The sequence below is a fragment of the Sphingopyxis sp. genome, assembly GCF_035686825.1.
In the GTDB taxonomy this organism is placed as follows: domain Bacteria; phylum Pseudomonadota; class Alphaproteobacteria; order Sphingomonadales; family Sphingomonadaceae; genus Sphingopyxis.
Genome location: NZ_DASRYZ010000007.1, coordinates 424,962 through 451,408, shown reverse-complemented (window position 1 = coordinate 451,408; position 26,447 = coordinate 424,962). Strand labels below are relative to the sequence as shown.

The 26,447-nt window shown below is 64.4% G+C and carries 19 protein-coding genes; 12 read left to right on the top strand and 7 right to left on the bottom strand.

Translation table 11 applies throughout. The annotated features are described in order from the left end of the window. Positions 1-92 precede the first annotated feature (92 nt). The 5 genes from purU to VFG17_RS19970 are packed head-to-tail and all read right to left on the bottom strand — an operon-like array spanning position 93 to position 6,184. Positions 93-926 carry a formyltetrahydrofolate deformylase gene (gene purU / locus VFG17_RS19990; RefSeq protein ID WP_325031122.1) on the bottom strand — a complete coding sequence of 278 codons (834 nt, stop codon included), beginning with the start codon at positions 924-926 and terminating at the stop codon, positions 93-95. Between the two features lie 11 nt (positions 927-937). Continuing rightward, positions 938-1,525, bottom strand: a complete 588-nt coding sequence (locus VFG17_RS19985; protein WP_325031121.1) for a sarcosine oxidase subunit gamma family protein — start codon at positions 1,523-1,525, stop codon at positions 938-940. Further along, positions 1,518-4,442 (bottom strand): sarcosine oxidase subunit alpha family protein, encoded by a 2,925-nt coding sequence (locus tag VFG17_RS19980; protein WP_325031120.1) that lies wholly within the window; start codon positions 4,440-4,442, stop codon positions 1,518-1,520. The genes VFG17_RS19985 and VFG17_RS19980 overlap by 8 nt, the downstream gene beginning before the upstream one ends. After that, positions 4,439-4,726 carry a sarcosine oxidase subunit delta gene (locus VFG17_RS19975; protein ID WP_325031119.1) on the bottom strand — a complete coding sequence of 96 codons (288 nt, stop codon included), beginning with the start codon at positions 4,724-4,726 and terminating at the stop codon, positions 4,439-4,441. Before VFG17_RS19975 ends, VFG17_RS19980 begins: the two co-directional genes overlap by 4 nt. A gap of 9 nt (positions 4,727-4,735) precedes the next feature. Then, on the bottom strand, positions 4,736-6,184 hold the full coding sequence (locus tag VFG17_RS19970) for a sarcosine oxidase subunit beta family protein (RefSeq protein WP_325031118.1): 1,449 nt from the start codon (positions 6,182-6,184) through the stop codon (positions 4,736-4,738). Between the two features lie 174 nt (positions 6,185-6,358). On the opposite strand from VFG17_RS19970, the gene VFG17_RS19965 reads away from it, so the two are divergent. Continuing rightward, on the top strand, positions 6,359-7,051 hold the full coding sequence (locus tag VFG17_RS19965) for a YitT family protein (protein WP_325031117.1): 693 nt from the start codon (positions 6,359-6,361) through the stop codon (positions 7,049-7,051). 100 nt (positions 7,052-7,151) lie between these two features. Here the strand turns inward: VFG17_RS19965 and folD are convergent, their stop codons facing one another. Both folD and VFG17_RS19955 read right to left on the bottom strand, forming a co-directional pair. After that, positions 7,152-8,042: a bifunctional methylenetetrahydrofolate dehydrogenase/methenyltetrahydrofolate cyclohydrolase FolD gene (gene folD, locus VFG17_RS19960; protein ID WP_325031116.1), complete on the bottom strand. Its 891-nt coding sequence runs from the start codon at positions 8,040-8,042 to the stop codon at positions 7,152-7,154. A 224-nt stretch (positions 8,043-8,266) separates the two neighbouring features. Next, positions 8,267-10,549, bottom strand: coding sequence for a TonB-dependent receptor (locus VFG17_RS19955; protein ID WP_325031115.1), 2,283 nt, complete (start codon positions 10,547-10,549; stop codon positions 8,267-8,269). Between the two features lie 247 nt (positions 10,550-10,796). On the opposite strand from VFG17_RS19955, the gene VFG17_RS19950 reads away from it, so the two are divergent. The 11 genes from VFG17_RS19950 to VFG17_RS19900 all read left to right on the top strand — a co-directional run bounded on the left by VFG17_RS19950 (position 10,797) and on the right by VFG17_RS19900 (position 26,445). After that, entirely contained in the window at positions 10,797-11,951 is a 1,155-nt protein-coding gene (locus VFG17_RS19950) for an AraC family transcriptional regulator (protein ID WP_325031114.1), read from the top strand. Positions 11,952-12,113: 162 nt separating this feature from the next. Further along, positions 12,114-13,046, top strand: coding sequence for an alpha/beta hydrolase (locus VFG17_RS19945; RefSeq protein ID WP_325031113.1), 933 nt, complete (start codon positions 12,114-12,116; stop codon positions 13,044-13,046). 115 nt (positions 13,047-13,161) lie between these two features. Then, complete coding sequence (locus tag VFG17_RS19940) at positions 13,162-14,553, top strand: MFS transporter (RefSeq protein WP_325031112.1); 1,392 nt, start codon at positions 13,162-13,164, stop codon at positions 14,551-14,553. A gap of 23 nt (positions 14,554-14,576) precedes the next feature. Beyond that, a complete protein-coding gene (locus tag VFG17_RS19935; protein WP_325031111.1) occupies positions 14,577-16,370 on the top strand; it encodes an aminopeptidase P family protein in 1,794 nt (597 codons plus the stop codon). Between the two features lie 214 nt (positions 16,371-16,584). Further along, positions 16,585-18,987 (top strand): S9 family peptidase, encoded by a 2,403-nt coding sequence (locus tag VFG17_RS19930; RefSeq protein WP_325031110.1) that lies wholly within the window; start codon positions 16,585-16,587, stop codon positions 18,985-18,987. A 40-nt stretch (positions 18,988-19,027) separates the two neighbouring features. After that, positions 19,028-20,638 (top strand): gamma-glutamyltransferase, encoded by a 1,611-nt coding sequence (locus VFG17_RS19925; protein ID WP_325031109.1) that lies wholly within the window; start codon positions 19,028-19,030, stop codon positions 20,636-20,638. After that, entirely contained in the window at positions 20,635-21,417 is a 783-nt protein-coding gene (locus tag VFG17_RS19920) for an SDR family NAD(P)-dependent oxidoreductase (protein ID WP_325031108.1), read from the top strand. The genes VFG17_RS19925 and VFG17_RS19920 overlap by 4 nt, the downstream gene beginning before the upstream one ends. 1 nt (position 21,418) lies before the next feature. Further along, positions 21,419-22,672 carry a sarcosine oxidase subunit beta family protein gene (locus VFG17_RS19915; RefSeq protein WP_325031428.1) on the top strand — a complete coding sequence of 418 codons (1,254 nt, stop codon included), beginning with the start codon at positions 21,419-21,421 and terminating at the stop codon, positions 22,670-22,672. Positions 22,673-22,680: 8 nt separating this feature from the next. Continuing rightward, a complete protein-coding gene (locus VFG17_RS19910) occupies positions 22,681-22,965 on the top strand; it encodes a sarcosine oxidase subunit delta (RefSeq protein ID WP_325031107.1) in 285 nt (94 codons plus the stop codon). Beyond that, positions 22,962-25,919: a sarcosine oxidase subunit alpha family protein gene (locus VFG17_RS19905; RefSeq protein WP_325031106.1), complete on the top strand. Its 2,958-nt coding sequence runs from the start codon at positions 22,962-22,964 to the stop codon at positions 25,917-25,919. Before VFG17_RS19910 ends, VFG17_RS19905 begins: the two co-directional genes overlap by 4 nt. Further along, on the top strand, positions 25,912-26,445 hold the full coding sequence (locus tag VFG17_RS19900) for a sarcosine oxidase subunit gamma (protein WP_325031105.1): 534 nt from the start codon (positions 25,912-25,914) through the stop codon (positions 26,443-26,445). Before VFG17_RS19905 ends, VFG17_RS19900 begins: the two co-directional genes overlap by 8 nt. Positions 26,446-26,447 lie beyond the last annotated feature (2 nt).

Sequence of the window (26,447 nt, the reverse complement as noted above, 5' to 3'; positions counted from 1 at the left end):
ACGGCGAGATCATATTTCCGCCAGCGCGATCAAAACATGCAGACCTGTCCCTATCGTCGAAACAGACCACCGGTTTCGCCGCGAGCAATGCCCTAGATCGACGACAGGACAACGGTCTTGTTGCCGTTCTGGAAAATGCGGTGCTCGGCTTGCCAGCGGACGGCGCGGCTCAGCACCGACGCTTCGATCTCGCGGCCGATGGCGACCATTTCTTCGGCCGTCACCGAATGGGATACGCGGCGCACATCCTGCTCGATGATCGGTCCTTCATCGAGTTCGGGCGTCACGAAATGCGCCGTCGCGCCGATCAGCTTCACGCCGCGGGCATGGGCCTGGTGATAGGGCTTCGCGCCCTTGAAGCTCGGCAGAAAACTATGGTGAATATTGATGCAACGCCCGGAGAGCTTCGCGGAAAAGTCATCCGAAAGAATCTGCATGTAACGCGCGAGGACGGTCAGTTCGGCGCCGCTTTGCTCGATGATAGACAGAAACGCCTCTTCCTGCGCAGGCTTCCCCCGATCCATCGACAGATGGTGATAGGGTAGCCCGTGCCACTCGACGGTCTTGCGCATCGCTTCGTGATTGGAGACGACACCGACGATGTCGATCGGCAGCTGCGCGATCTCGCGCTTGTGAATGAGGTCGACGAGGCAATGTCCGAACTTGGAAACGGCAATCAGGACCTTGAGCCTGGTCCCAAGATCGCGCAATTCCCAGTCCAGCGAGAGATCGCGCGCGGTGGGCTCGATGATCGCCGCGAGTTCCTCGCGTGGCGAAGAGCCGGTCAAGACCATGCGGCAGAAGAAGCCGCAAGTATCGTCGTCGCCGTAGACCTCGGCACCCCGCACATCGCACCCATTGGCCGCAAGCAGCGTCGCGAGGGCGGCCATGATGCCGGGGCGGTCCGGCGCGCGAAAACGCAGCACAAATTCTGTAATCAAGAATCAACTCCTGGAGTCAGGGCCGGCCCGCGCAACATTCTGACGGCATGGGCGGCCATGGTTTGATCGACGACGATCCGGAAAACCGGCTGCCCTTCGCTATCGGGCAAGCGTGCTATGAACATTCCCGTGTCGCTCAGCGGCGCCCGCGCGACGTCGCCCACCGCCATCGCAGCATCGGTCACATCGAGCGGCGTGACCGCGGCGAGCCTGTCGCGCGCGCCGGCCCCCGAAAGCCGAAAAGCCTTACGCGCGTGCGACAGGTTCGTCGCGAGGCAGGAATCTCCGATCACGGCCGCGCGTCCGATCATCGCGAGCACCTCGGCCTCTTCGCCGGTCAGAAGCCATTCGTCGGGTGCGAGCCAGGAAACCTCGACCATGTCCAACGCGAGCGACTGGCGGTCGGCCGGGGCGGCTTGGCCAAACAGATCGGAAAAATAGGCGGCGGTGGTTCCCCTCAGGAACTGCACCTTTCCTACCCCGAGCCCGTCCTCCAGCGTGAGCGCGGCGCCCGCCTCGTTGAAGCCGGCCAGCCCCGAGGGTCCGCGGCGAACCAGCGTCGCCGAACCATCGCGATCAAACATCGAGCCGTGCTCCTTCGGGATCGTAGGCGCGCGGATCCACGATCCGGGCCCGTCGCGTCTGTCCAAGATGCCAGGTGCGGACGTCCTCACCCATGCGAGCGGAGCCCGCAGCAACCAGCGCCATGGCCAGCGGCTTCTGCAAGGTCGGGGACATCACGCTCGACGTCACCCAGCCCTCGGTGCCGCGCGGGTCGGTCGATCCCCTCGGAAGCAGATGAGCGCCGATCGGGATCGGCCCGCCCCCGTCGACGACTTCAAGTCCAACGAGCTGGCGGCGATCGCTGCGCAGCCCGTCGGGACGTGTCGTCGATCGGCGGCCGACGAAGTCATCCGGCTTTTTTGCGATCGCCGGACCGAATCCCACGTCCTGGGGGTAGGTCGTCCCGTCGGTATCGGAGCCGATGTGCAGGAACCCCTTCTCGACACGCATCACCATCAGCGCCTCGATGCCGAACGGTGCGATGCCAAACTTGCGCCCGGCGCGCATGAAGCAATTCCATAAGGAAGCGCCGTAGCTCCACGGCACGGCCACCTCGTAGGAGAGTTCGCCCGAGAAACTGACACGCTCGACCCGCGCCTCAACGCCGGCGACGCGCCCTTCGCGATAGGTCATATGCGGGAAGGCCGCGGACGACAGATCGATATCGGTCCCGACAGTCTTGAGGACGTCGCGCGCCTTCGGCCCCGCCACGTTCATCACCGCCCATCCGGTGGTGACATTCTCGACCAGAACATTCAGATCGCGCCATTCGCACTGCAGCCACTCGTTGAAGATATCGGTGATCGCCGCGGCATGGCCGCTGGTCGTGCCGACCAGGAAGTGATTCTCTCCGATCCGCGCGAACACGCCATCGTCGTAAACCACGCCATGCTCGTTCAGCATGAGACCATAGCGGCACCGGTCGACCTTCAGGTTGCGCACGCCGTTAACATACATCCTCTGCAGGAATTCGGCGGCGTCAGGACCCTTGACCTCGATCTTGCCGAGCGGCGAAGCGTCGAACAGCCCGACCGAATTGCGGACCGCGAGCACCTCGCGGCGAACCGCGGCTTCCTCGGCTTCATCGCTTTTCCTGTACCAGGCGGCACGCAGCCAGCCTCCATATTGCTCCATTTGTGCACCGGCGGCCATCTGTTCGTGATGCGCTGCCAGGTGCGCGACCGGCATGAGATCCTGTCCGACAGCCCGGCCGGCAAAGCCGCCGATCGTTACGGGATCATAAGGGGGCCGGAATTTGGTCGTGCCGATCGCTTGCGGCGGCTTGCCCAACAGGTGCGAGAGGACACCGATACCCGCGACATTGGACGTCTTGCCCTGGTCCGAGGCCATGCCGAGCGTTGTGTAGCGCTTGAGATGCTCTACCGAGCGGAAGCTCTCGCGCGAAGCCAGCTGGACATCTGCCACGGTGACGTCGTTCTGGAAATCGAGCCACGCGGTCTGCGCGGCGACGTCGCCGTCGGCAAAATGACGTGTCGGGCCGACCGCAACGGGGACGGAGCGGATTGGTTCGTCGCCGCGCGCAATGGCGCGCGCGCCGGAAATCGCGGCTTCGATATCGAACAGGCCGGCTGCCGCCCCCACGCATGGAGCTTCCTGGACGGATTGGGAGGGAAGGAACGCCTGCAGCGCCTCGTCGAACGCGAGCGAGCCGCCCGACTGGGAATGCAGGTGGACCGCCGGATTCCAGCCGCCGGCGGTAAGGATCGTGTCGCATTGCAAGGTCTCGCGCGCCGATCCGCCGGCCGCATCGCCGATCGAGAGCGATTTCACCCGGCGCCCGCCGCGCGCCGAGACCGGTGCAGACGAGAAGATCACACGGATCGAACGGGAAGCAGCCTGGGCAGCTACAGGCGCTTCGGCCCGCGTGTCGACGATGGCGACGATCGTCGCCCCGGCGTCCTGGAGTGCGAAGGCGGCTTCATACCCGCTGTCATTGTTCGCGGCGACGACGATCCGCCTTCCAGGGACAACACCATAGCGAAGCGCGTAAGTCTGGGCGGCAGATGCCAGCATAACGCCGGGGATATCATTGCCCGAAAAGGCAATCGGTCGTTCGAAAGCCCCGGTCGCCAGGATCGCGCGGCGGCAACGAACCTTCCAGAGCCGCTGGCGCGGCCCGCTGCGCTGCAACAGCGGCAGATGGTCGCTTAGGCGTTCGCAAAGGGCGACCAGCCCGTGATCATAGAAGCCGAACGCCATCGTGCGCGCGAGTATCTTCACATTGGGAAGCGCCCGAAGCCGCGAGAGCGCGGAGTCGCGCCACGCGGCCGGCGACTGGTCTTCGACCGGCTCGGTCGACGCCAGCAACCCTCCGCCAAGGACCGCGTCGGTCTCGACGAGCAACACCTGCGCTCCGCTCGCCGCGGCAGCCTCCGCAGCGGCAAGGCCCGCCGCCCCTGATCCCACCACAAGCGTGTCGATATTCTCGAAGCGATGCTCGTACGGGTCGGGGTCGGGGTGTTGCGGCGCGACGCCAAGACCCGCAGCCTTGCGAATCCACCGCTCGAACAAGTGCCAGTTCGGCCACAGGAATGTCTTGTAGTAGAAAGCGGCGGGAATGAAGCGCTTCACCAGCGAATTCACCGCCAGGACATCAAATGTCGCGCTCGGCCAGCTATTGACGGGACTGGCCACCAGCCCTTCATATAGTTCGACCTGCGTCGCCTTCATGTTGGGTATCGTGGCCGCACCGGCTTCGAGCTGGACGATAGCGTTCGGCTCCTCGAGGCCTGCGGCGATCAGGCCGCGAGGCCGATGATATTTGAAACTTCGCCCGACGATCGAGGCACCATTGGCGAGGAGGGCCGAGGCGAGCGTGTCGCCCCCGAACCCCTCATAGGAACGACCCGCCCAGGTAAAATTCACCCGGCGAGAACGATCGATCGTCGTCCCCGCATTGTTTCGCCATCCGGTCACCGGATATCTCCCGTCACGGGCATGCTTTCCCCCATCTGGTAGACCGCATTGATCCGGTGCGTGACGGTGTCCCGCGCCACGTTAAACCAGCGCCGACAGCCAGCGGCGTGAACCCATCTCTCGCGGTGCTCGCCCTTCGGATTCTGCCGATAGAAGAGATAATCCGCCCAGGCCTCGTCATCGACGTCACCATGGGGGCCAGGCCGCTCGATATGACTCTCGCCGCCGCAGCGGAATTCGAGTTCGGCGCGCGGCCCGCAGTAGGGACAGTTGATCAGCAGCATATTGGGTCCTTAGTGCACGATGCCGGCGGCCGACGCTTCGTCGATCAGGGCGCCGGTCTGAAAGCGTTCGAGGCCGAAGCCTGCCGCGAGAGGATGCGACTGCCCGGTCGCCATGAGGTGGGCCAGACACCAACCACCTGCCGGGATCGCCTTGAAGCCGCCCGTCCCCCAGCCTCCGTTGACATAGAGGCCGTCGACCGGGGTCCTCCCGAGGATCGGGGTGGAATCATGGGTGACGTCGACAAGTCCCGCCCATTGCCGCAGAAACCGCATGCGGGAGAAACCCGGGAAGAGTTCGACCACCCCGGCGGCCGCGCGCTCCATCCACGGCAGACTGCCTCGCTGGGCATAGGACAGAAATATGTCCAGCCCCGCGCCGATCACGAGCTCGCCCTTGTCCGATTGGCTGAGATAGGTCCCGGTCGCTGGCGAGAGCAAAACGGTGTCGAGGCAGGGCTTGACGGGTTCGGACACGAAAGCCTGCAAACCGTATGAGCTGATCGGCAACCGGACGCCCGCCTTCGCTGCGAGCGCCGTCGAGTGCCCGGCCACGGCCATCCCGACGTTGCCGGTGCCGATTATGCCCAGGCTCGTTTCAACCCCGCGCACCTTGCCGTTCGCGATAAGAAAGCCGGTCACCTCACAATTCTGGATGATATCGACCCCGAGGCGCGAGGCGGCGCGGGCATATCCCCAGGCGACGGCATCGTGACGCGCCGTGCCTGCGCGGGGCTGGTTGAGCGCCCCGTGGATCGGGAAACGCGGATTGTCGTTCAGCCCCGGAATATTCCTGCGCACCGAGGTGGCGTCATGGAGTTCCGCATCGACGCCATTGAGGAGCATCGCATTGGCCGACCGATTGAGCATCTCCATGCCGTGCCGGTCGTGGCCGAGAATCCAGATCCCGCGCTGCGAGAACATGATGTTGTAGTTGAGCTCGCGCGACAGGCCCTCGTAGAGCTTCAGCGCGAAATCGAAGAATTGCGCCGTCTCCGGAAAGAAGTAATTCGACCGGATCACGGTGGTGTTGCGCCCGGTGTTACCGCCGCCGATCCATCCCCGCTCGATCACGGCGATATTGGTCATGCCGTGATTCTTGGCGAGATAATAGGCCGTGGCAAGACCGTGTCCGCCGCCGCCGATGATGACCGCGTCATATCCCGCCTTGGGCGCCGCCTCCCTCCACGCGGGCTCCCAGCCTCGCTGGCCGCTCAACCCTTCGCGTATCAGCGACAGTGCGGAATAGCGTCTCGTCACAGCCTCCCCCTTCCTTTCATATGAGTTTAATGCACAACTGCATGTCACACCGCAAGAGAAATTCGGCACAGTCTCCTCCATATTTTTCCCGGCAAAGGCCCGGCCTTCGCGCCTTCGGATGCGCGCGATTTTCCTATATTTCCTCGATTGTTTACGGGCCTTCGATGGCGAAACGCCAATCCCGCCCGCAAAATAATGCACTATTGCCTAATTTATTCGTTTCATCGATAGGCCGCCGGAGCCGAGGAGGCTTCGACTCGCCGGATCGCCGAGAGCGCTCACCGCCCGCTCGGGCTCGCGCCGAAGCCGGACAAACCGGCATGTCCGCGTCGCAATCCGGCAGTCGCGGCAAAGCCAGGGGCGTGATGACATCCGATGACGGAGCACATAGGGAATGCCGAACCGCCGCCGCTCGATCGCGCCTGGCCGACGCGCGCCACATTCGAAGATGCCTACGCGATCTTCGTCGGTTCGCTGTTGATAGTCGCCGGCCTCGCGCTGCTTTCTTCCGCTCGCCTTATTATCGGGGGGCTTTCGGGAATCGCGTTGCTGATCTCCTACTTCGTTCCGATCGAAGCCGGAATCTTGCTGATGATCCTCAGCGTGCCATTCTTCCTGCTCGCGGGGCGCGCGATGGGCCGGGGCTTCCTGGTCAAAACCGTCGCGGCGAGCCTGTGCCTGTCCATCCTGTCCGGCCTCACCCCATTGGCATTCCACATCGACGTGCTCAGCAAGCCGATCGCGGCGCTCGCGGCAGGCGCGATGCTCGGGATGGGCGCCCTTTCGCTGGCGAGGCATGGCGCTGGCGTAGGCGGGTTCGGCGCGTTGTTTCTGTGGATCGAGCGCCGCCACGGCGTGAACCCGGGGAAAATTCAGCTTGGCATCGACACCGTGATTTTCACGGCCTCATGCGCGATCATCGCGCCCTCCGATCTGCTCTGGTCGGCACTCGCGACCCTCACCGGAAGCGCTATCCTGATTCTGTGGCAAAGGCCGCCGCCGCTAATCACGGACCAGGCCGGCACGGGCAATCCGGTGAAGCCGTCTACGGCAAACGCGCATGAGTAGCGCTGATCGCCGCAAAGCCATATGCGCCTCGCGGCTCAATAATGCCAAACAACATCGGGGACGGCTCGCCCATCGGGCGCCTGTTCAGATCGCGCGGACATCAATCATGGCGTGCTTCAGTGAGCCCCAGCCTCTGCCGCGCACTCGCGCGCTCCGCCGATGCAATCGTGTTTTCCAGAAGCATGGTGACCGTCATCGGGCCGACCCCGCCCGGTACCGGCGTTATGCCTGCCGCCTTCTGCGCGACGCCGGCGAAATCGACGTCGCCAGTGATTGTCCCGTCCGGCAGCCGGTTGATGCCGACATCGATCACAATCGCGCCGGTCTTCACCATCTGGGGCAAAATCAGGTTCGGCACGCCCGCCGCGACGACAAGAATGTCCGCAAGAATGGTGAACTGGGCCAAGTCTCGGGTCTTCGCATGGCAGATAGCAACCGTAGCATCGCGGGCCATCAGCATGAGCGCCATCGGCTTTCCGACAATGTTGCTGGCCCCGACGATGACGACATTCTGGCCTTCCACCGACACGCCCTCGCTTTCGAGCAGCTTCACAACGCCATAGGGCGTACATGGCGGGAAAACGGTATTCCCAGCTACCAGCGCACCCACATTATACAGATGAAACCCGTCGACGTCCTTTTCGATCGCGATCGTTTCGAGCACCCGCGCGACATCGATATGCGCAGGGAGCGGCAGTTGAACCAAGATCCCGTGCACGTCGGGGTCCGCATTCAGTTCGACGATCATGCCGAGCAGTTCGGCATTGGATACCGTCGACGGCAGTCGATGGCTGACGGATTTGATCCCTGTCGCCTCGCAGGCCCTGATCTTGTTGCGGACATAGACGGCCGAGGCTGCGTCCTCTCCGACGAGGATGACGGCCAAACCCGGCGGACATGCCCCGGACGCCTCGAGCGCCTGCACGCGAAGAGCAAAAGCCTCGCGCAGCTTCGCTGCCAACTTACGGCCATCGATGATTTTCGCCGCCAACTTAATTTCTCCGGGAACCGTTGCGCTTCCGCATGTCGCGCCGGGTGCGCAAATAGCGATCCGGTGCCACCGCCCGGATCGCGACACGCCTCCGAACCCGGGGCTTCGCCTAGCCCGCCCACAATATGCGGCACCTATTAAAAAGGGAGCCTGCCTCCCCCCGGCGACAGGCTCCAATCGACCGCGCATTGCCCGGCTGGTGATACCGGGACGCGCCGGCCCCGCTAGAACTTGGCACTCAGCGACAAGGTGAAGCTGCGCGGACGGATGATGTTTGCCGTCGCCGGGACCCCGGGCGTGCCGGGCGCGTAGTTGATGATGCCGAACTCGTTCAAAACATTGTCGACGCGGAACTGGACCAGATATTGCCGGAAGCTCACACCTGCCCGCAGATCGACGGTGCCGATCGACGGGAGCTTCACGTTCGGGGCGGTCACGCTGCTCGGATAGGAGGTGAACATTTCCGACTGGAAGCGCATCGTTGCCCCCAGCTGCCCTTCGACATCGTTTCCGAGCGGAACGCTTTGGTCTACGGTTGCCGCGACAGTCCATTGCGGTGTGTAGGGGATCGGGTCGCCGGCCGCTGCGCCGATGACAGCGCTCACGCCGGGATCGATCCTGGTGAGCCGCGGATCGGTGTAGCCGGCATTGACGCCAATGCTCAGCCGATCGGACGGGCGTGCCAGAGCCGAGACCTCGAAGCCCTCGACCTTTGCCTTGCCGGCATTGGCGAGCACGATCTGGTTCTGGAAGATCGTGTAGAGCTGGATATTCTTCCAATCGATCCTGTAAACCGAGGCCTCGAGGCTCAGCGTCCTGTCGAGGAAGTCGCCCTTGATCCCCGCTTCATAGTTCCAGACCGTGTCAGGGTTGATCACGGTTTGAGCGCCTGCTGGCGGGGCTACAGCCGGCTGCGGACCGCCCGGCCTGAAGCCGCTTGCGGCGCGGAGGAACAGGCTGAGGTTGCTTGTCGGCCGCCAGCGCACCGTCGCGAGATAGGATGCATGATTCTCGCTGGCGTCGAGCCCGGGTGTCTGCTGCGGTCCGCCCAGCAACGCGTCATAATAGACGCCGCTGTAGTTCAGGGTGAAATTTTCCTTGTAGTGCGCCAGTCGCGCACCGCCGGTGATATCGAAGTTATCCGAGAGATAGAATGTGAGGTTGCCGAAGGCGGACAGCTCTTCGTACCGGTCCCTGATGGGGGAGGAGATGAAGGAGCCGAGGGCGCCCGGAAGCTGCGTGTTGGTCGCGGTGTCGCGCGCGACGATATCGGTCGTGAGCGGATCCACTCGCTCATGGGTGTAGAAACCGCCGACGAGAAATTCGACCGGGCCAAGCCTGTTCGAGACAAAGCGGAGTTCGGCAGTCTTCTTCTTCTGGGGGATCGTGCTTTGATAGGCAAAGCCCGTGTTCGCCGGATAGTTGTAGCCGAGCAGTCCGAGGAGCGGGAGAATGGGCACATAGCTCGCCGAAAAGTCGTTCTCGGTATGCAGCTTGCTCTCGGAATAGGCGGCAACGGCGATCACCCGGCCGATCCCGACATCATAAGTTCCGGTCGCGGACACCAGCCGGTAGCGAGTGCTCGATGGCGCGTCGAAGAACTGACTGTATTTCCGCTTGCCATAGAGAGGCGTGAAGGTGCCCGTGACATTGTCCTGCAGCGCCAGGCCATTTGTATCGGTGTCCTGGAACTGGCCCACCAGATCGATCGTCAGCCGGTCGGTGGGCGTCCATCCGATCGCGAGGCGGGCGCCCTTCGAATCGCTTTCGTTGACGTTCTTGGTGCCGGTACCGATATTGTCGACATAGCCCGGCGCGCGCCGGTAGAATGCCGTTGCCCGCACCGCCAGCCGATCCGCCACGAGGGGTATGTTGACGCTGGCATTGGCCAGATAACCGAAACCACCGCCGTCGACCGCGGTCGCTTCCGCCCGGACACTGGCAGAGAAGCTTGACGGGTCGGGCCGCTTCGAGATCATCCGGATGACGCCGCCGAGGCTCGACGCGCCATAAAGCGTGCCCTGCGGACCCTTCAGCACTTCGATGCGATCGAGGTCGACGAGCTCCGGATCGGGCGCAACGAATGCGCCGCCGCCATTGGACGAGCTGGCGGTGAACGGCACGTCATCCAGATAGACTACCGTCGTGGCAGATTGCTGGAGCGCCCCTGTCTGCAGACCCCGGATATAGACTTTCCCCGAGCCAGGAGTGCCATCGTCCTGAACGGTCAGGCCGGGCGTGAGCGTGGCATAGTCGCGAACCGACTGGATGCCGAGCCGCTCGATTGCATCGCCTCCAAGCACGGTGATGGCCGAGGGGACATCGCGCAGCTTCTCTTCGCGCTTGCTGGCCGTCACGACAATTTCACCATCGTTCGGAACCTCGTCGGCAACAGCCGGCAGGACGACGCTATCAGGTGCAACTTGTGCCTTCGCGTGGTTCGCCGTCAAGCATAGCGCAACCACGCTAGCCGACAAAAGACAGCTTTTTCCGATGGTCCCGGTCATCAAAACACTCCCTCGTCATAATACATAAATGTATGTTTGCTATATTGTCGCCGACGGAGGATTCTCGCGTGGCCCGCCCCGCATCTGAAAGCCTTTTCTGCGGGAGAGCAAGCCATCCGCCTTTCGAACACCGCCAAATGGATTTCGCTCGCGGCCAAAATTCCAATTTTTGACGATGCTGTATTTTTACTTGACCAGCTCCGCGAACCGGGCTGAACTGCATCGACACCTAAGAGGACTGTAAGCGATGCAAGCGTCAGACGAACTCTCCGCCGGGCAGAAACACGGACCTCGGCTCGGCGCGGGTTGGATTGCACCGCGGCGACAGGCGCGGACTTCCTCCCGACTCCCCGTTGCGCGCCGCTTCCCCTCCCCCGACCGGGATGCCGAACAGCTTACCATCCACTATGCGATCGACGACTATGCGATCGACCCGGTCATAGCCGAAGGGCAGCTCCCCGATGCCTTCGTCCGCTTGAGCGACAACCGTCACTATCGCTTCGGCGCAAGCGGCTCCTTCGGGACCGGCCAACATGAATTTTGCGGGTTTACCGACGGCTTCTACATGATTTTCAGCGAGACCGAATATTACTCGCCGCAATCGAGTCATGTCCTGTCGCCCGACACGTTGCAGCTCTACGTCGCCAGCAGCGGCGATGGAGAATATGTCGCGCATGACGGAGAGCCGGTGAGCTTCGAAGGGCCGGGTACGGCGCTCATCATCGAACCCGAATACCAGCCACCCGCCGATGTGACGCTCGCAGGGGTGGCACGATATATCTACATCGTCATCCATCGGAATACCCTGAAGGCGCTCTTCGCGGGCGGCGAGCATGAGCTGCCGGTCGACGTCCAGGATTTCCTCAACGGCGACCTGCGGCAGACAGCCGGCCGCGCGCTGCCATTGTCGGCCGCGATGTTCCGGTGCCTCGACGACGTGCATGGCTGCCCGCTTGAGGGGCACAGGCGGCGATTGTTCCTGCAATCGAAGGCCATCGAGATCATCTGCCAGATGTTCGAGGCTTTCGACCATAGCGAAGGCTTCACCTCGCCCGAGACGACGCGGCTGACGGCGCGGGGGGTGCTGAAGGCGCAGCAGGTGCTGGCCGATAATCTGGCCTCCCCGCCTTCGCTCGAGGTGCTGGCGCGCCGCGTCGGGCTCAGCCGCAGCGCCCTGTGCAGCGGGTTCCGGCAGATACTCGGCCAGTCCGTGTTCGACTATGTCCATGGCCTGCGCATGCAGCAGGCGCTGGAACTCCTCAACGAGCGGGACGCCTCGATCACGCAGATTGCCTATGCGGTCGGTTACAATCGCGCATCGAGCTTCACGGTCGCCGTTCAGAGGCACTTCGGCGCCACTCCGAGCGAGCTTCGCCGGCGCAGCGCATTGCCGCGAAGCTGAACGGCCGTCCATGTTTCCTTGAACATTTTCGCCGAACTGAACACAGCCGGCACGGCTCGGCGTTCGCCCATTTGGCGGCATGCGAAATCTTTTTGGCGAGGGGCGAAAGACGGGCCGGGAATCGATGGCTAGTCTGACCGCCATTTCATCAAAAGGTGTTTCATGACTGACCCGATCGCCGAGATAGCGCCGTCACCGGCTTCCACCGCGCCCGTCCGACTGCCCGTTGAGCGCGCCAATTGCGAACAATGGGACATGACCTCCGAGTCCACCGGGCGCACATATCGGGTTTATGTAGCCAAGCCCGAGTGGGCGGGCGATCCGCCGCCGGAAGGCTTCCCCGTTATATATCTGAACGACGCAGATTTCATCTTTCACACATTTGCCGACACGCTTCTGATGCAGGCGGTGGGCCTGGAACTGAAGCCTGCCTATCTGGTGGGAATCGGGTATGGCAAGGATTGGGCCTTTGCGTCGCGTGCGCGTTGCGCCGACCTGCTGCCGACCCAGCCCGACGCGGCTACGCTCGCGGGGCTTGAAGCGTCGCCGATCACCCAGGGCGCGATTTATGGCGACGCGGAGAATTTTCACCGGTTCATGATCGAGGAACTGCGGCCGCTTATCGACACCACTTACGCGACCGATCGCCGCAACAACATCCTGTGGGGCGATTCCTTCGGCGGACTGTTTGCGCTGCACGTCCTGTTCAATCATCCCGCCGCCTATCAGACCTATCTCGTCGGCAGTCCGTCGATCAACTGGAGCGGCGGGGCGATCCTCGACGACGAGATCAAGCTCACGGCTCCGGTTGCGGCGGGCGAAGTCGCACCGCGCGTCTTGTTCACCCTGGGCGAGCTCGAGGAAAAGCTGGCCGATCATGTGCCGGTCCATCCCGGCGTGACGCGCGAACAGATGCAGGCGATGCTCACATCGTTCGCGATGGTCACCAATGCGGTGGCATTGGCCGGCCGCCTGCGCGCGCTCGAAGCCCCGGCTCCATGCGAAGTCGAGGCCATCGTCTTCGAAAACGAAACGCACCTGAGCGTATTCCCTGCGGCCATCAGCCGCGGTTTGCGCTTCGCGCTGCGGCTCTAGCCATCGCAAGCAATCGGGACCGCGGGCGAGTACGCCGCGCGCCCACCGACCACGCCGACTTGCCTGAAGTCCGGACAGCGATGGCAGCATCGCTGCAGGAGGGGAAATCAAGATAATGCAATCGCGGGCATCACTCGCATCCTGGTATGCGCTTCTCGTCCTCTCGGTGGCTACGCTCTACGCGGTCATCGACCGGCAGGTCATCATCCTCCTCTCGCAGCAGTTGAAGGCGGATTTGCATCTCAGCGACACGCAAATCGGAAGCCTGCAGGGCTTCGGTGCCGTATTGTTCGCCAGTATCGCCGCCTTTCCGCTCGGTTGGCTTGCCGACCGGATGGATCGCCGCGTCCTCCTGTCGCTGTGCGTCATTGTTTGGTCGATCGGGATCGCGACCTGTGGCCTGGCGACAAGCTATCCCTCGCTGCTGGCCAGCGTCGCATTGCTCGGGGCTGGTGAGGCCGGCCTGTCGATCATCGTTTTTGCGCTGATACCCCAATTGTTCGCCGAAAAGCAGCGGATGACGGCCAATTTCATTTACTATGCGGCGTCCGTCGTCGGCGGCGGCGTCGGCATCGCGCTCGCAGGCCTGATCATCGATCATATCGGCGTGATCAGCCATTTGGTCCCGACCGGAGAGTTCACGCGCGAAACCTGGCGCCTTGTCTTCTTCGCCGTAGCCTTGCCCGGCCCGGTTCTGGCCATCGCAATTGTTTTCCTTCGCCTCAATTCACAGCCTGCTCCTGCGCCCATCTCAACGCCAACCGCCGTCGAGCTGCCAGAGCTGAATTTCCGCGCCTATCTGGCCGCGAACTGGAAAGCGATTTCAGCCGTGTTCGTACCCTTCGGCCTCGTCATACTCGGAGCATCGGCGGTTTTCACATGGCTGCCGATCATACTCATGCGCAAGTTCGAAATGACCCCAGGTGCGGTCGGCGCCGGACTGGGAACGGCGATGGTGCTCGGCAGCGTGGGCGGGCTGGTTCTTGCCGGCAGCGCAGCCAAGGCCATGAAATCGAGGTGGGGCGTCATGACTCCGGTGCGGGTGTCGCAGATCGGATATTCGCTCTATGCCCTCATCATTCCGCTCTACCTTTTCGCCCGGACTCCTACCGAAATCTTCGTGATCGCGACGATTCAAATGGGCCTCGGGATCGGGGGGAACTCCTTGCTGCCGACCGTCGTCCAGGACCTCGCGCCCCCGCAGCTCCTCGGACGATTCTTTGCGATCTCGACGGTCTCGTCGACGTTGTTCGGGGTGATCAGCCCGGTCCTGGTCGGGCTGTTGTCGGATCATGTGTTCGGCCCTGAAAGCGGACTGCAGATGGCCTCGCTGTCCGTGGCGTTCCCCGCGGTCGTGATCGGCGCAACGATCTACTGGCTCGCTGACAGGCATATCGCTCGAACGATCGCAAAGGTCCGCGCGCCTGACACGTCCCCTCCCCTTCCTTCGGGCGAGCTTGCCCGCGATGATCGCTGGCCGCCGAGCACTGCCCGAAAGGAAGCGTAGGCAGAAGAATTGTTCCGATCGTCATGAGCAGGTACCTTGAGCATCTGATAGCCTTGCGGGCGGAACTGGCAGGGGTAGGTCTGAACGGCTTTTTGCTTGGGACGGGCGACGAGCACATCACCGAATATCCGGCAGCCTATGCCAAACGGCTCGAATGGTTGACGGGTTTCAAGGGTTCGACCGCCTCGGCCGCAGTGCTGATGGATCGAGCGGCGCTATTCGTCGATGGCCGCTACACGGTCGCAGCGCGCGACCAGGTCGACGGCGACTGCTATCAGATCGCACCAGTGCCGCACACCGGCCCCGGCGCATGGCTGGCCGAGCATGGCCGGGGCGGCGACCGGATAGGTTATGATCCGCGCCTGTATACCCGCACCTCGATAAACCAGATCACGTCGACGCTCGCCGTATCGGGCGTAGAGTTGATACCGGTCGCGGCAAATCCGCTCGACCGCCTTTGGCTCGACCAACCCGGCCGCCCGGCCACACCGATGTTCGTCCAGCCGATCGAAAAGGCCGGGATGAGTTCGGACGACAAGCGTTGCGCGGTCGCTGACCTGCTGAGGGCCGGCAAGCTCGACGCCTCCATATTGGTTGCGCTTGACTCCATCGCCTGGCTCCTGAACATCCGCGCGAGCGATGTGGAATTCGCGCCGCTCGCCTACGCGTTCGGCATCTGCTGGAGCGATGGCAGCGTCGACCTGTTCGTCGATGAAAGCAAGTTGAGCTACGCAGTCCTCCGGCATCTGGGAGCCGGGGTGCGGACCTTTGGCTACGATGATTTCTACCCGGCGCTCGAAAGGATGGCGGGGCGGCGCGTCGCGGTCGATCCCGACCTTTCGCCCATCGCCGTCTATCAAGCGCTGGCCAAGGGCGGCGCGCAGGTTCGCGACATGGCCGACCCGACGCGCATGCCCAAGGCCATCAAGAACCCGGTCGAAATCGAGGGTATGAAGCAAGCGCATCTCCGCGACGGCGCCGCTCTCACGCAATTCCTGTACTGGCTGTCCGGCGAAGCGCCGAAGGGACGGCAGACCGAGATGTCGGCGGCCGAACGCCTCGCCGGGTTCCGCCGCGCGGAGGCAGGGTTTCATGGCCTGTCGTTCCCGACAATTTCGGCGGCCGACGCCAATGCCGCGCTTCCGCACTATGATGCGACGGCGGAGACCGACCGGCCGATAAATCCGAACAGCATCTATCTCGTCGATTCTGGCGGGCAATATTCCGGCGGAACCACCGATGTCACGCGAACGGTCGCTATCGGCGGCGCGCGTCAAGAGATCCGTGACCGGTTCACCCGCGTGCTCAAGGGTCATATCGCCATTGCCCGGCTGACCTTCCCGGCCGGTACGATGGGCTTTCGCCTCGATCCCTTCGCGCGGCGGGCGCTGTGGGAGGTCGGTCTCGATTACGCCCTCGGCACCGGCCATGGCGTCGGGCATTTTCTCAACGTCCATGAAGGGCCGGCCCACATGCTGGCCGCACCCCGGCCGGGTGACGCAGGCATCGAGGCAGGAATGATCCTGTCGAACGAGCCCGGCTACTACAAGGAGGGCGACTATGGCATCCGGATCGAGAATCTGGTCGTCGCCGTCCCGCGCGACATCCCCGGCGCAACGAAGCCGATGCTCGGATTCGAGACGATCACGATGGCGCCGATCGACCGAATGCTGATCGATACCGCGTTGCTCACCGATGCCGAACTCGATTGGCTCAACGATTATCATGCGGCCGTCCTCGGGTCGATCGGCCCGCTGGTGCCCCCGGATGTCCGGTCCTGGCTGGAGATCCAGACATCGCCGATCGGCCGGGCATGAAGGCCCCGCCCGGCCTCGTCTTCGCCGCGCCGCGTTCGACAGGACACCGGATTTTCGCCCTCGGCCAAATCTCTTTTGAAAACCGCTGAAAGCGTCCCGGCGGCCTTGATAGGGCCGCGCAAGGGACCCTAGCTTGTCGTCTTCCACCGCCGCTCGCGACCAGCCTGGACCCCGCGCCGGCACCCTCCCCCCGCGATCAATCGGAGTTCGCTCGATGAACCAATCCCCGGTAGCAGCCGACGACGAGGCATTGGACCAACCCGCCTCCGGCGCCGCGGACATGCTGGCAAGATATCGGGCCGCCGAAGCCGTGCTGGATGCCAGCGTGATGCGCCTGGTCTTGAACGAGAGCGTGCGGCCGAACTGGGTGGGCGCCAATAGCTTCTGGTATCGGCGCGAGCTGGCCGGAGGAGGCCGGTATATCTGGGTGGAGGGCGGAACGCGCCGCCCGGCGTTCGACCATGCGGCCGCCGCAAGCGCGATCGCGACCGCAGCGGGACAAGCGGCGAATGCCGACCTGCTGATGGTAGAGTCCATTGCCGCGGACGGGGAATGCGTGCTGCACCATGGCGGGCGCCGCTGGCGGGTCATTTCCGGCGTTGCCGAGGAGCTTGGGGCGATCGAGGGGGCAAAGCCCGGGCTGCTGCTATCGCCCGCGGGGGACCAGGCGCTGGTCGTGCGCGGCCACGATCTTGCCGTGCTCGACATCGCGAGCGGCGCCGAACGCCGCCTCACGGACGATGGCGAGGAGAGTTACGCCTGGGGCAAATATCCCGATGCCGCCTTGCTTGCGATCGCGCGGCGCCAGGCCAACATCCCGCTGATGCCCTTCGGCTGGTCATGGTCGCCCGACGGAAAATATGTCGTCGGCGGGCGGGTCGATGAGCGGCATATCGAACCCTATCCCTTTCTGGAATCGGTGCCGCAGGACGGTAGCGCCCGGCCGCGCGCCTATCATGTGCAGCAGGCGCTCGTCGGGGAGCGAGGCCCCCTGTTCAGCGCCTGTGCGATCGAAATCGCCACGGGCCGGCGGGTGCCGATCCTGCTCCACGACACGCTCGGGCGCGATCTCGGTGAGGGGATCATCCATCTCGAGCCGCTCGGCTGGTCCGCCGACAGCCGCCGGGTGTTCGTCGCCACCGCGCCCGACAGGACCGGGGCGACGATGCTTCTCGAGATCGACGTGGCCACTGGGGGGCTTCGCATCCCCATCGCCGAACCGACGACGGGATTTCTCAAGCTCGGCGCCGAACTGTACAAGCAGCCCAACAGCCGGATCATCGCCGGCGGCAGCCGGGCGATCTGGTATTCCGAACGCAGCGGCTACGGGCATCTTTACCTGTACGATCTTTCGACCGGCGAACTGATCAACCCGATCACTGCGGGCGATTGGCCCGTGCGCGATGTGCTTGGGGTCGATGAAGCGAGAGGACGTATCTATTTCACGGCCTCGGGCCGCGAACCGGGCGATCCCTACCAGCGCCGCGTGTACCGCGTGGACCTCGACGGTCAAAATCTGACGCTCCTCAGTCCCGAGGCAGCCGATCATATGGTCGACGGACCTCCGGAGTCCTTGCTCGCGCGCATCTTCGGCATGGCGCGCCCTGCATCTGCGATTTCACCCGACGGCAGCGTCTTCATCGACAGCTGGTCGACGGTCTCGACGCCCGGCACGACGGTCCTGCGTTCCACCGATGACGGCAGGATTATTGCGCCGCTCGAGGAAGCGGATGCGAGCGCGCTCTATGAAACCGGCTGGCGCCCGCCCGAACCTTTCGTCGCGAAGGCCGCCGACGGGGTCACCGATCTCTACGGCGCGATTTACCGTCCTCACGGTGCGACCGGCGCCGCGGCGCCGGTTGTCACGGCGATCTACGGCGGGCCGCAGATCGTGGTCGCACCGCATAATTTCGCGGCGGGGCGTTTCGGTGTCGGCTATCATGGTCGCGCAGCCTTTGCGGCGCTCGGATTCGCCGTCGTTGTCGTCGACGGACGCGGCACGCCGCTGCGATCGAAAGCATTCCAGGACGCCGGCTATGAGGCCTCGGGCGACGTCTGCCTCGACGATCATGTCGAGGTCCTGAGGCAGCTTTGCGAACGCGACCCAACGCTCGATGGCGACCGCATCGGCGTCTATGGGCATAGCGCGGGCGGATATACCTCGGCGCGTGCCATCCTGCGTCATCCGGACGTCTTCAAGGTCGCCTTCTCGTCGGCCGGAAGTCACAATTTCCACGGCCTCTATTATGCAGGCGGCGGCCCCCTGCCCGACTATGGCAACGGCGTGCGCCTCAGGCCCGACGCCGGGGCTGTCCCCGACAATTACCGGAAGCTGGACAATGGCGTCCTCGCGGCCAACCTGAAAGGCAAGCTCCTTCTCGCCTATGGCGACATGGATGAAAATGCGTTTCCAGCCGTCACCTTGCAGCTTTGCGCGGCGCTCAACCAGGCCAACCGCGCCTATGATTTGCTCTACATGCCCAATGGCACGCATTTCTATCTCGCAGAGCCCTACTTTCTGCGGCGCCAATGGGATTATTTCGTCGAGCATCTGATGCGCCAAACCCCGCCGCGCGATTACAGCATCGGAAAAGGCGGCATGAGCGCCTTCGCGTGACTATTCGCTGCCTCAAGACCAAGTCCCCGGGAGTTTGATGATGTTCGACGTCGACGATATCCGCCAGCTTTCCGACCGTGCGATTTTCGGCCGGAAACGCATGGCTTCGGGCAAGGAGGGGGTCGCAGTTTCCTCGCACCCCATCGTAACGCGCGTCGCCACCGCGATCTTGCGCGCTGGTGGCAATGCAGTGGACGCAATCCTTGCCGCCTCGCTGGCGCAAACGGTGGTCGAGCCGCATATGACCACCGCCTTCGGCATGCTCAGCATGATGCACTATGACGCCGCGACGGGGGCTACCCGATATCTCAACGGTTCGATGAACGCGCCGCTCGCCGGGCTTGGCGGAATAACCGGCGCGGACCTCGCCACGGGACGCGGGGTTGCAGTCCCGGGCTTCTGGGCGGCATGGGAAGCCGCGCGCGAGCGCCATGCGACGAAATCGCGTGAGGAACTTGCCGCTCCGGCTATCGAGCTCGCGCGGACGGGCATTCCGATCTATCCCTTTCTCTATGGCATGATGTTCGAGCAGGCGGGCAAGATCGGCCTCAGCGAGGACGGCCGCGAGATTTATTTTCGCGACAATGCGCTGCGCGGCCCCGGCGAGGTCGTCGTCAACCACCGGCTCGCCGATACGCTTGAGAAGATGGCAACCGGCGGGGTCGATTATTTCTACCGGTCGCGCTTTACCGAAAAGGTGGTCGAAACCGTTCGTGCCGCCGGCGGCGTGCTGACGATGGAGGATTTCGACCGCTTCGCGCCGCGCTGGATGGAGCCCGCCTGGGGAAGCTATCGCGGGCAAAGGATCGCCGGTTCGCCGCCGCCCGACAATGGCGGCACTCACATCATCGAAATCCTCAACCTGATCGAGCAGATTCCGCTCGCTGAATGGGGCATGCCGACCGACAGCGCGGACAGCCTGTACTGGCTGTCGCGCTTCTGCCTCGAGGTCCCGCTCGACGGGGCCGCGCAAGGCGACCCCAACAGCTGGCCGACCCCGCTCGAGACGATCCTGTCGAAGGATTATGCGGCGATGCGCTTCGAGCTCATGAAGATGCGCGACCCCGTGCCGGTCGATCCGGCGCGCTCCCCTTACCCCGGCTCGAACCATCTGACGGTGGTCGATCGCGACGGCAATGTCGCGACGGTCCTCCACTCGGTCATGTCGCTGCCGTGGATGAACGGACTGATGGTCGACGGCATGAGCCTGTGGTCCGGCGCCGCTCACTTCGCGCGCAACATGCCGAAACCCGGCGACCGCGCGACCTGCTATGTCGCGCCGCACATCATCTTCGGTTCGAACGGCAAGCCCCTGCTTGCGGCCGGATCGCCGAGCGTGGCGTTGATCCAGAATTGTGTGACCAACGCGCTGAACATCCTCGATTTCGGTATGGATATCGAGACATCGGTGCACCGGCCGCGGATCGGCGGGCCGATCTATGGCGGGAGCACGGCGAACAGCGTCGCGGTCGAGCTCGATTGCGGGACGCCCGCAATACACGCAGCGGCCGCGGCGCGGGGCCTGCAATTCGAATTGACGAGCCCGTGGAGCTTCCATGCCGGCAGCTACGAGGGCATCCATATTTCGCCCGGCGGCGTCGCCAGTGCCTGCGCGGACCCGCGTCGTTCCGGAGCAGCGGAGGCGGTATGAGCGAGCACGTCAAACCTCTGGTCATAGTCACCGGCGCCGCGCGGGGAATCGGTCTCGCCTGCGCATCGCGCTTTCTCGATGACGGATATCAGGTGGCGATGTGCGATATCGACGTCGCGAAGGTCGGAGCGGAAGCCTCCCGGCTCGACGCAAGCGGTACGGATGTACGGGGCTACGGGCTCGACGTATCAAGCGCGCAAGACGTCGAAAGATGCCTGGCGGACATCTTCGAATGGGGTGGACCTGCCCATGTGCTCGTCAATGTCGCCGGCATCGTCCACAAGGCTCCGTTCCTCGAATTGGCGGAAGCCGATTTCGACCGGGTGCTCGGCGTCAATCTCAAGTCCGTCTTTCTCATGAGTCAGCATGTCGCCCGCGAGATGGTCGCTTACGGCATCCCGGGTTCGATCATCAATATGAGTTCGATCAACGCGGTGGTGGCGATCGGCGATCAACTCGCCTACGCCGTGTCGAAAGGCGGGATAAACCAGATGACCCGCGCGATGGCGCTGGCGCTCGCCGCGTCCGGCATTCGCGTGAACGCGATCGGTCCCGGGACCATCGCCACGGATCTGGCCCAGAACACGCTTCTGCGCGATGCCGACGCGCTGCGTGCCGTGCTCTCCCGAACGCCGCTCGGCCGCGTCGGCGACGTCGAAGAGATTGCCGGCATCGCCGCGTTCCTGGCCAGCAAGGATTCCTCCTATATGACCGGCCAGATCCTTTACGCCGATGGCGGCCGCCTTGTCCTCAACCACACCGTTCCGGTGCGTGACTGACATGCAGCGTTACTCGCTCTTCTCGCTTATTCGCCACGGACTGCGCAATCACTCGGGATGGCGCGAGCAGTGGCGCGCCGCGGCGCCCAAATCGCAGTATGACGCCATTGTCATCGGCGGCGGCGGCCATGGCCTCGGCGCCGCCTTCTATCTCGCCCGCGACTACGGGCTCACCAACATTGCCGTGCTGGAAAAGGGCTGGATCGGCGGCGGCAACACCGGCCGCAACACGACGATCATCCGCTCGAACTACCTCTTCGACGAGAGCTCGTCGCTCTATGATCATGCGGTCAGGAAGTGGGACACGCTGAGCGAGGAACTGAACTACAATGTCATGTATTCGCGGCGCGGCGTGATGATGCTGGCCCACACGGTCCATGACGAGCAGGTGTTCCGGCGTCACATCCACGCCAATCGGTTGAACGGTGTCGACAACGAGTGGCTGACGCCCGAGCAGGCCAAGGCCTATTGCCCGCCGCTCAACATCGATCCCGGCATGCGCTACCCGATAATTGGCGCCGCGCTGCAACGCCGCGGCGGCACCGCTCGCCATGATGCCGTGGCCTGGGGGTACGCCCGGGCTGCCGACGCGATGGGCGTCGACATCATCGAGAATTGCGAAGTGACAGGGATCGACCGCGACCGTTCGGGGCAGGTGATCGGGGTCCAGACGTCCCGCGGCGCGATCCGGGCGGCGAAGGTCGGCGTATCCGCGGCCGGCAACAGCAGCGTGGTGATGAGCATGGCAGGCCTGCGGTTGCCGCTCGAGAGCTTCCCGTTGCAGGCGCTGGTGTCGGAGCCTGTGAAGCCGGTCCTGCCCTGCGTGGTCATGTCGAACACGATCCACGCCTATATCAGCCAGTCCGACAAGGGCGAACTGGTGATCGGCGCGGGCACCGACGTATACACGAGCTACACCCAGCGCGGGGGGCTTCACGTCGCACAGCATACGCTGGAGGCGATTTGCGAGATATTCCCGCAATTCCGCAGAATGCGGATGTTGCGCAACTGGGGCGGGATCGTCGACGTCACGCCCGACCGATCGCCGATCATCGCGAAGACATCCGTTCCCGGCCTCTATGTCAATTGCGGCTGGGGGACAGGCGGGTTCAAGGCGACGCCGGGCGCTGCGCACCTGCTGGCGCATACGATGGCGACCGATGCGCCTCACGCGCTCAATGCGCCCTTCACGATCGAACGCTTCCGCGACGGCTACATGATCGACGAAGCGGCCGCGGCGGCGGTGGCGCACTGAGACCGGCGATGCTTCTCATCCCCTGCCCCTATTGCGGCGACCGCCCCGAAATCGAATTCAGCTACGGAGGGCAGGCGCATATCGCCCGGCCGCCGGTGCCTGCGGCGCTCGACGACGAGCAATGGGGTTCGTTTCTCTATGGCCGCGACAATATTCGCGGCCCTCATCGCGAACGCTGGCGCCATTCGCATGGTTGCGCACGCTTCTTCAACATCCTCCGCGACACGCGCACCGACCTGATTCTGGCAAGTTACCGCGTGGACGACCCCCTGCCGGAGACCGGTGCGTCATGACCCAGAAATACCGTCTGGCCGGGCACGGCCTCGTCGATCGCAGCCGTCCGCTGCGCTTCCGTTTCGACGACCGCATTTACGAAGGCTTTGCGGGCGACACGCTCGCCTCCGCGCTGCTCGCCAATGATGTTCACCTCGTGGGGCGTTCGTTCAAATATCACCGGCCGCGCGGAATATTGGGCGCCTGGGCCGACGAACCGAATGCCCTGGTCACGATCGTTCGCGGTCGCGGGCGGGTCACACCCAATCTTCCGGCGACGCAGGTCGAACTGGTCGACGGGCTCGTCGCGTACAGCCAGAACCGCAATCCGAGCCTCGAGCACGATCGCTGGAGCATCAACGATCGCCTCAGCCGCTTCCTGCCCGCCGGCTTCTACTACAAGACCTTCATGTGGCCGCGCCGCGCCTGGGACGCGGTCTACGAACCGCGCATTCGCGCCGTGGCCGGGCTCGGCGTGGCGCCCGACGCACCCGACCCCGACCGCTACGCGCAGCGTTACGCGCACTGCGAAGTGCTTGTCGTCGGCGCGGGTCCGGCCGGGCTCGCGGCCGCATCGGCGGCGGCGGCCGGAGGCGGGCGCGTGATCCTCTGCGACGATCGTCCGCGCATGGGTGGATCGCTTCTCGCTGCGAGCGAGGCGCGCATCGATGGCGAGGACGCCACCGAATGGACCGCCCGCACACTCGCGAGGCTCGCAGCGCTTCCCAATGTCCGGTTGCTCCCGCGCACGACGGCGTTCGGCTATTATCCGCACAATATGATCGGCCTTGCCGAGCGCCTCGGCGACCATGTCGAGGATGGCGCCGCTCCTGTCCGCGAGCGGCTCTGGCAGGTTCGGGCGGCGCGCGTCATACTGGCGACCGGCGCGATCGAACGCCCCCTCGTCTTTCCCGACAATGATCGCCCCGGAATCATGCTCGCCGACGCGGCGCGAACCTATCTCCAGCTCTACGGTGTCGCCGTCGGCGCCCGCCCGGTGGTGGTGACCGCACATGACGCCGGATATCGCGTCGCGCGGGAACTGACGAGCGCCGGGATGGCCACGGTGCTGGTCGACGTCCGGCCTGGCGCAGCCGTTTCGGGCGCCCCCTTCCGCATCATCCGCGATGCCCGCATCGAGGGAACGCGGGGCAAATTGCGCGTGAATGCGATAGATATCGTCGCCGGCGGTCGCCGCGAACGCCTTGCGTGCGATGCCGTCCTGATGTGCGGCGGCTTCACGCCGACGATTCATCTCGCCTCGCAGTCGCGCGGCCAAATGGCGTGGAGCGCGGACGTCCAGGCCTATGTGCCGTCGGGCTCGGTCGAGGACGAACGAACGGTCGGCGCCGCAAGCGGACGCCTCGAACTGGCAGACGCGTTGAAAGACGGCTGGTGGGCGGGAATAGACGCCGCCAAGACGAGCGGCGGCAAAATCGTGGCGGCCCCGCTGCCCCCGCGAGCCGACGTGCGCCAGTCTATCGGCAACGGCGGCGTCATCGGCGCGCTCCCGCACGGCAGGAACACTTTGCGCGTCAAGGCCTTCGTGGATTGGCAGAACGACGTGACGGCGCGGGACCTCACCCTTGCGACCCGCGAGGGGTTCCGCTCGATCGAGCACGTCAAGCGCTACACCACCACCGGCATGGCGACCGATCAGGGCAAGCTGTCGAATATCAACTCGCTCGGAATCGTCGCCGCTGACACCGGGCGAGCGGTCGAAGCCGTCGGCTTCACCACCTTTCGGCCGCCCTATACCCCGGTCACCTTCGGTACGCTGGCGGGGAGCGCGCGCGGCGAACTTTTCGATCCCGCGCGGCGCACCCCGATCCACGGCTGGGCCGAAGCGAAAGGCGCGGTCTTCGAAGATGTCGGGCAATGGAAGCGCGCCCGCTACTTTCCGCGTGCCGGAGAGACGATGCGCCAAGCGGTCGACCGCGAGTGCCTGGCAGTCCGGAGCGCGGTCGGCATTTTCGACGCCTCGACGCTCGGCAAGATCGAGGTCGTCGGGACCGACGCGGCCGAGTTCCTCGAGCGCTTCTACGTCAACGCCTGGAAAAAGCTCGGCGTCGGACGATGCCGCTACGGCGTGCTGCTGCGCGAAGACGGCTTCATCCTCGACGATGGCGTCATCGCCCGGCTTGCGAGCGATCGCTTCCACGTCACCACGACGACCGGCGGAGCGGCGCGGGTCCTGGGGCTCATGGAGGATTATCTCCAGACCGAATGGCCCGATCTCGACGTCTGGCTGACCTCGACGACCGAGCAATGGTCGGTGATCGCGATCCAGGGCCCGCTCGCCCGCGAGCTGCTGGCGCCGTTGGCCGAGCGGCTCGACATCTCGGCTGCCGCCTTTCCCCATATGAGCGTCGGCGATGCCGAAATCTGCGGCGTACCGACCCGGCTGATGCGCGTCAGCTTCACCGGCGAACTCGGCTTCGAGGTCAACATCCCCTCGGGTCAGGCGCGTCAGGTCTGGGAGGCGATCTGGGCTCGGGGGCAGACGCTCGGCCTCACCGCTTATGGCACCGAGGCGATGCACATATTGCGCGCCGAAAAAGGCTATATCATCGTCGGACAGGAAACCGACGGCACGGTCACTCCGCAAGACGTCGGGCTTGGCTGGGCCATCGGCAAGGCGAAGCCCGATTTCGTCGGCAAACGCTCTCTTGAACGGCCTGCGCTCCTGGCAAAGGGCCGCAAGCGACTTGTCGGCCTCTTCACGACCGATCCGTCGATCGTCCTTGAAGAGGGCGCACAGCTCATGGCGCCGGCCGGGGGGCCGTCGCTGGGCCATGTGACATCGTCCTACTATAGCGCGTCGCTCGGCCGCTCGATCGCGCTCGCGATGATCAAGGACGGCCGGGCCATCGAGGACCAGTCGCTTGTGGTGCCGATGCCCGATGGCAACATCGCGGTGAAAGTGACGGGGACCGTTTTCGTCGATCCCGAAGGGCAACGTCTCAATGACTGACCGAAACGACCAGCGCGGCCCGGTCGTGCATTCAGATACCCGGTCGCGCCACATCTTGCGCTGCCGCGAGGGGGCGATCGAGAAGGCCTCGGCGATCCTCGGGCTTTCGCTCCCGCGCACAGCCTGCCGCTCGGCATCGGGCGACGGGCTCGATGCGCTATGGCTGGGGCCCGACGAATGGCTGGTTCTGGCGACCGGAACAGCAGCATCGACCATGTCCGAGGCGGGCAAGCGGTTGTCCGCTCTCGGCGGAGCCTTTGTCGACGTCAGTCACCGGCAGGTCGCGATCACGCTGGGCGGCCCGGAGGCGGAGATTTGGCTGGCGAGCGGTTGCCCGCTGGATTTGGCGACTGGCGCCTTCCCTGTCGGCACCTGTGCGCGAACCCTGTTCCACAAGGCCGAAATCATCGTGTGGCGGACCGCCCCCGAGAGTTTCCATCTCGAGGTCTGGCGCTCCTTCGCGCCTTATGTCGAGGCCCTGTTGTCGGAGGCGGTTCAAGAAGCGCCGACGGGAAGCAGGCGCTGACG

Excerpts from the sequence above, each read along its gene's own strand:
- VFG17_RS19985 (WP_325031121.1), bottom strand. The coding sequence starts at position 1,525 with ATGTTTGATCGCGATGGTTCGGCGACGCTGGTTCGCCGCGGACCCTCG.
- VFG17_RS19975 (WP_325031119.1), bottom strand. The coding sequence starts at position 4,726 with ATGCTGCTGATCAACTGTCCCTACTGCGGGCCGCGCGCCGAACTCGAA.
- VFG17_RS19965 (WP_325031117.1), top strand. The coding sequence starts at position 6,359 with ATGACGGAGCACATAGGGAATGCCGAACCGCCGCCGCTCGATCGCGCC.
- VFG17_RS19955 (WP_325031115.1), bottom strand. The coding sequence starts at position 10,549 with ATGACCGGGACCATCGGAAAAAGCTGTCTTTTGTCGGCTAGCGTGGTT.
- VFG17_RS19950 (WP_325031114.1), top strand. The coding sequence starts at position 10,797 with ATGCAAGCGTCAGACGAACTCTCCGCCGGGCAGAAACACGGACCTCGG.
- VFG17_RS19945 (WP_325031113.1), top strand. The coding sequence starts at position 12,114 with ATGACTGACCCGATCGCCGAGATAGCGCCGTCACCGGCTTCCACCGCG.
- VFG17_RS19940 (WP_325031112.1), top strand. The coding sequence starts at position 13,162 with ATGCAATCGCGGGCATCACTCGCATCCTGGTATGCGCTTCTCGTCCTC.
- VFG17_RS19935 (WP_325031111.1), top strand. The coding sequence starts at position 14,577 with ATGAGCAGGTACCTTGAGCATCTGATAGCCTTGCGGGCGGAACTGGCA.
- VFG17_RS19930 (WP_325031110.1), top strand. The coding sequence starts at position 16,585 with ATGAACCAATCCCCGGTAGCAGCCGACGACGAGGCATTGGACCAACCC.
- VFG17_RS19925 (WP_325031109.1), top strand. The coding sequence starts at position 19,028 with ATGTTCGACGTCGACGATATCCGCCAGCTTTCCGACCGTGCGATTTTC.
- VFG17_RS19920 (WP_325031108.1), top strand. The coding sequence starts at position 20,635 with ATGAGCGAGCACGTCAAACCTCTGGTCATAGTCACCGGCGCCGCGCGG.
- VFG17_RS19915 (WP_325031428.1), top strand. The coding sequence starts at position 21,419 with ATGCAGCGTTACTCGCTCTTCTCGCTTATTCGCCACGGACTGCGCAAT.
- VFG17_RS19910 (WP_325031107.1), top strand. The coding sequence starts at position 22,681 with ATGCTTCTCATCCCCTGCCCCTATTGCGGCGACCGCCCCGAAATCGAA.
- VFG17_RS19905 (WP_325031106.1), top strand. The coding sequence starts at position 22,962 with ATGACCCAGAAATACCGTCTGGCCGGGCACGGCCTCGTCGATCGCAGC.
- VFG17_RS19900 (WP_325031105.1), top strand. The coding sequence starts at position 25,912 with ATGACTGACCGAAACGACCAGCGCGGCCCGGTCGTGCATTCAGATACC.